The sequence below is a fragment of the Roseovarius roseus genome, from assembly GCF_043355935.2.
Lineage (GTDB): Bacteria > Pseudomonadota > Alphaproteobacteria > Rhodobacterales > Rhodobacteraceae > Roseovarius > Roseovarius roseus.
In genome coordinates this window covers 1-1,794 of the sequence record NZ_JBHFPE020000047.1, presented here as the reverse complement: position 1 = coordinate 1,794, position 1,794 = coordinate 1, and the positions used below count along the sequence as shown (strand labels likewise).

Here is a 1,794-nt window from a genome sequence, read left to right as displayed (position 1 = left end):
GATCAGCTTGCGCCGGTCCATCCGGTCGGAAAGCCATCCGATAGGGTATTGCAGCACCAGCGCCCCAGCGAACAGCATCGCGACGAAGAGCGCGATCTGCCCGGCTGAGAGCCCGATTTGCGACCCGAAAACCGCCCCCATGCCAGATTGTGTCGCGTAGACGCTGCCCAGCAGGAAGATGCCCACCGTGCCCAACGGAGAGCCCTTGAAGAGAGCACCAAGACCCATAGGGCGCGCGACTTCGACGGGCGGCACCGGCGCGGCGGATAAAAGGATTGGTGCGAAAGAGATGGACACGAGGATAGACGCCCCGATGAACAGCACCGAGGTCGCGGCATCCCCCAGAGACAACAATCCCTGCGCGCCGATGATGCCCAATGTCTGCGCAATCATGTAGGCCGAGAGGACCTTGCCCCGGGTCTCGTTCGTGGCTGAGGCATTCAACCAGCTCTCAGCCGCAACATAGATACCTGACATGCAAAATCCGATGAGCACGCGGAGCAATGTCCAGGCCCAGGGCTCTGTCAGCAGCGGTAATGCAATAAGGCCTGCCGACATGAAACTGCCAAGCGCCGCGAAGACGCGGACATGGCCGACCCGCTGGATCATCACGGGCGTGAGGCGCGCGCCCGAAAGGAACCCCAGGAAATAGCCGGATGTCACAACGGCAAGCTCAGTGGCCGAAAATCCCTCGATCCCGCCGCGCAGGCCAATCAGGGTAAAATGCATGCCGTTGCCCAACATGATGAGCACGATCCCAAGCAGAAGAGCCCAGATTCCGGACAGGACTTTGATCATGATATCTACCCTTCAAGCTTGGTGCGCGTCGCTACACCGTTCTTGGCATCAGCAATCGCGCCGCCATTGCATTTGACTAATTCATCATAGCGGCAATGGCGCGGCAACGTTTTGAGATGGCATTCCCATAAGCATCTTCGACACGGCGCTCAAAACTGACTAAAAATTATGCAGGCGCGAGAGAACGGTTTACCAGCAACAAGCGTGGATTACTTTGTTCCAATCATTTGAAATGCTGCCCTTTGTACGAATGGCGGGAATGCGAAAGCTGCATCGGAGCGAACCGACCCGGCAGATGTCCGGTTCGGGCCATCCGTGAATGCTTGCCCTACCCGCCGTCTGCGCCGAGGCTGACGTCATTTCTTGCGCGCTCGCGCCAGTTGCCCGGCGGCGGCGGCGCTGGCAAAGGGGTTGACGTACAGCTTGTCGTGGCTTTCGACACCCACGTCGAAGACACAGTCCTCGTTCGGGCGAGCCACGCAGAGCAGGACGTAACCTTCTTCGGACTGACGCTTGTTCAGCGCCGTACCCTTTGGTTGGCGGACCGAGCCCGAAATCATCCTCGCCGCGCATGTGATGCAGCCGCCGTACCGGCAGGCGATCGGCAAGACATGTCCCGCCGCCTCGACAACGTCGATGATCGGCTCGTCCTCGCCGACCTCGAAAGACACGCTGCCGCGATTTCGAAGCGTCACTGTGTGCTTGCGCATGCCTCCTCCTTGCGGATGGGTCCCGGCCCCGAGGGACCGGGAAAGCGGGGGAGATGGATCAGACCCAGATGTCGGATGAACAATCGCCGCCGGGATAGCGTGTCTCATGCGCCCGCGCGGGCCCGTGCGGCTCATCGTTGAAATCGATGATGAAGTCGTCGCGGATTTTCATGCCGCCGTTTTCATTATCGCAATCCACGATCAGCATGATACCGCCCTTGTCCTTCATCGACGGGTAGAACTGGTTGTCCCAGGTCGAGAAGAGCGACGTCGTGACGTAGAGCCG

General features: G+C 59.9%; 3 protein-coding genes. All 3 read right to left on the bottom strand.

Features of this window, described 5'->3' with window-relative positions:
• A partial coding sequence (locus ACEWPL_RS19360) for an MFS transporter (RefSeq protein ID WP_393929515.1) occupies positions 1–798 on the bottom strand: 798 nt, incomplete at its 3' end.
• A 356-nt stretch (positions 799–1,154) separates the two neighbouring features.
• A complete protein-coding gene (locus ACEWPL_RS19355; RefSeq protein WP_393929513.1) occupies positions 1,155–1,508 on the bottom strand; it encodes a 2Fe-2S iron-sulfur cluster-binding protein in 354 nt (117 codons plus the stop codon).
• Positions 1,509–1,566: 58 nt separating this feature from the next.
• On the bottom strand, positions 1,567–1,794 hold a 228-nt coding region (locus ACEWPL_RS19350), incomplete at its 5' end, for a selenium-binding protein SBP56-related protein (RefSeq protein ID WP_393929511.1).